The organism is Alcanivorax sp. HI0083 (genome assembly GCF_001635175.1).
This window is the reverse complement of record NZ_LWFX01001102.1, coordinates 1-3,470: the sequence shown is the minus strand read 5'-3', so window position 1 is coordinate 3,470 and position 3,470 is coordinate 1. Positions and strand designations below refer to the sequence as shown.

Below are 3,470 nucleotides of genomic sequence, written 5' to 3'. Positions count from 1 at the left end.
AGATGCGCGCCGGAGCACCCTTCGAAGGCAAGCCGACCTATGCCGGCAGCCGTGAAGAAACCAAGGGCAGCTATGGGGAGCGGGTGTTGACCAATGCCCCCACGGATAACGCCTCGGAAGTGTATATCGACCGCGACATCATCGTGTTGGCTAACCCGGAAATCGGCAATCTGCCTGCCTGGGTGATCGCCCTGGTGGCGGCCGGTGGGGTGGCGGCAGCACTGTCCACGGCAGCGGGGCTGTTGCTGGTGATATCCAGTGCCATCTCCCATGACCTGCTAAAGAAAACCCTGATGCCGGGCATCAATGAGAAACAGGAGTTGTTGGCGGCTCGGGGAGCGGCGGTGGTGGCGATTGTCATTGCCGGTTACTTTGGCATCAATCCGCCCGGCTTTGTGGCCCAGGTGGTGGCATTTGCCTTTGGCCTTGCCGCTGCCAGCTTCTTCCCGGTGATCCTCATGGGCATTTTCTACAAGCGCATGAACAAGGAAGGGGCGATTGCCGGCATGCTGGTTGGGCTGATCTTCACCTTCAGCTACATCGTGTTCTTCAAATTTGTCTCGCCAGAGCTGAACAATGCAGAACACTGGTTGCTGGGCGTGTCGCCTGAAGGTATCGGAACGTTCGGGATGATTCTCAACTTTGCTGTGGCCTTCGCGGTATCGCGAGTGACCGCGCCGCCTCCTGAGCATATCCAGCACATTGTGGAAGACATCCGTATTCCGCGAGGTGCCGGTGAAGCGTCTGCACACTGAGCACGGGTAACACAGGAACCGGTGCGGGGCTTTCCCCGTACCGGTTTTTGCGTTTAATAATGACAGCAAAGACGCAATGGCGGAGTTAACCGAATGATCGAACAGGAACTGAATCAGTATCCGTTCAGCCAGCTTGGCGAAGCCGGTCGCCGCCGTTTGCAAGAAGGAACCGATCTGGCCTATTACGAGCCGGATGACATTATTCTCGACGCGGCCAGTACCAGCGATTCTGTCTTTCTCGTGCACAAGGGCAGCGTGGCAGAGCTGGACGTGAACGCGCCGGATGGCCGTCGCCAGGTGGGGGTTTATGCCGCCGGCGATTTATTCGGGGCGATTAGTGTACTGAATGGGCAAAGCCGTTACCGGTTTCGTGCCGAGCAGCAGACACTGTGCTACCTGATCCCGGCAGGACTGTTTCGCGAGCTGTGTGAAAGCGAAGTGGAGTTCGGCCGTTATTTCAGCCAGCGGCTGGCGGAGAAAAACCAGCGCCTGGCAGAGCGCCGGGAAGGGGGCGTGACCCTGGCGGGTTTCATGCTGGCCAGGGTTGAAGAATGCATGCGCGCGCCCCTGATCATGCCGAAACAGGCCACCGTACGGGATGCTGTGTCTGCCTTGAAACAGCACGGTGTGGACAGCGTGCTGATTGAGCATCAACAGCATTACGCCATTGTCACCAAGACCGATCTGCTGACCGCGCTGGTGATGAGCAATCAATCGCCGGATACCCGTTTGGCTGAGGTGGCGGAAACGGAGCTGGTTACCGCCGGTCCGGGCGATTACCTGTTCGCGGCCTTGACCCGGATGACCCGGCACAAGGTGGCGCGGGTGGTGGTCATGGAAAAGGGCGTTGCTGTGGGGGTGGTGGAGCTCACCGATGTGCTCAGCTTCTTTTCCAGTCGCTCCTATGTGGTGGGGCTGGAAATTGAGAAAGCGGATACGCTGGAGGCGTTGCAACTGGCCAGCGCCCGCCTGCCCGATCTGGTGGATACGCTGATGGCCCAGGGGGTAAAAATGCGGTTCGCCATGGATTTGCTGGCTGCGCTCAACGGCCGCTTGATGAGCAAGGCCTATGAAATGGTGGTGCCCGCCGACCAGCAGCGGGCCTGCCTGATGGTGATGGGCAGCGAAGGGCGTGGTGAGCAGATACTGAAGACGGATCAGGATAACGGCCTGATTTTGGGCGAGCACCAGCAGTGGTCAGGCTGTGATCAGGATATGCAGCGCTTTACCCGCACCCTGCTGTCGTTGGGTTATCCGCCCTGCCCGGGGAACGTAATGGTCTCCAATCCGCAGTGGACCGGGCCGGTGTCGCGTTGGCAGCAGCGCGTGCAGGAATGGGCCGGGGATCCTGGCGGGAAAGGTCTGCTGAACCTGACAATCCTTACCGATGCACACGCCGTCGCCGGTGATCCCGGGCTGCTGGAAACCGTGCGCGATACCCTGTTTTCACGGTGCAGTGATGATCAATTACTGATGGCCCACTTTGCCCGCCCGGTCCTGCAGTTTGCCACGCCGCTGAACCTGTTCGGCTCGCTGAAGAAGCCCCAGCATGGCATTGATATCAAAAAAGGCGCCCTGTTCCCGTTGGTGCATGGCGTGCGAGCCATGGCGTTGCAGTGCCGGATTCGGGAAACCTCGACCCTGGCGCGTCTGGATAAGCTGGTGGCCGCCGGCGCCATGGAGCCCGGCTTTGCTGAAGACCTGGGGGAGGCCATGGAATTGTTCAGTGAGCTGCGGTTGTCCCGGCAACTGGCCAAATTGCAGGGCGAAGACGAAACAGTGGAGGACAATCATATCGTGGTTCAGCAGCTATCTTCGCTGGAAAGGGATTTGCTGCGGGATGCGTTGCATCTGGTCAGCGAGTTCAAGCAACGTTTGTCGCGCCGTTTCCACTTGGAATATTGAACATGAACCGTGACTGGAGCTGGAAAAGCATGTTGTCGCAGTGGCCCGGTTGCAAATGGCGCCGATTCCGTGACCGGTGCCGCCATGGGCAGGGCCCCTATGCGCACCTGTTTGCTCCCTATGACGGCGATCAGGTAGTGGCCATTGATTGCGAAACCACCGGGCTGGACAGTCGCACCGCTGAATTGGTGTCTATTGCCGCGGTGGTCATAAAAGATGGGCGGGTGCTGAGCAGCCAGAGCCTGGATGTGAAACTGATGCCACCGGAAAGCCTCAAGGAGGACACGATCCGCATTCACCGGTTGCGGCCGGTGGATCTGGAAGGCGGTGAAAGTGTGCGTGATGCGCTGGATGCCCTGCTGGCACTGGTTGGCAACCGACCGCTGGTGGGCTGGTGTGTGGCTTTTGATGTGGCCATGATCAATCGGTATTTGCGCCCGCTAATGGGGTTTGATTTACCCAATGACATCATCGAGTTATCTGCACTGTATCAAAAGAAAATGCGCTACTGGCAGCCGGACGTGACTCCCGACCTGCGCTTTGATGCCATGGCCAGCGCCTTGCAGGTGCCGGTGATGGAACGTCACACCGCCCGGGGAGATGCGGTGACCAGTGCGCTGATGTACCTGCAGCTGCAGAAATCCACATTAAATTAAGCCGCTGGCGGCTGTGAAAAAGGAAGGAAGAGCTGATGTTCTATGCAGAAAAAATAGCGCTGATAGTGGGCCTCTGCCTGGTTCTGTACGCCTATTTTCGCTACTGGCGCCGGACCGGTGATGGTCAGGGGCTGGTGATGTTCTGGCGACGGAC

Annotated in this window: 2 protein-coding genes and 1 pseudogene; all 3 read left to right on the top strand. The window is 58.9% G+C overall.

The genetic code is table 11. The features are described from left to right. Positions 1-755 (top strand): annotated as a pseudogene (locus A3754_RS15060) (cation acetate symporter); the annotation flags it as partial. A 93-nt stretch (positions 756-848) separates the two neighbouring features. Beyond that, positions 849-2,660, top strand: coding sequence for a DUF294 nucleotidyltransferase-like domain-containing protein (locus A3754_RS15055; RefSeq protein WP_063520353.1), 1,812 nt, complete (start codon positions 849-851; stop codon positions 2,658-2,660). A 2-nt stretch (positions 2,661-2,662) separates the two neighbouring features. Further along, on the top strand, positions 2,663-3,316 hold the full coding sequence (locus tag A3754_RS15050; protein WP_063520352.1) for a 3'-5' exonuclease: 654 nt from the start codon (positions 2,663-2,665) through the stop codon (positions 3,314-3,316). The last annotated feature ends 154 nt before the right edge of the window (positions 3,317-3,470 follow it).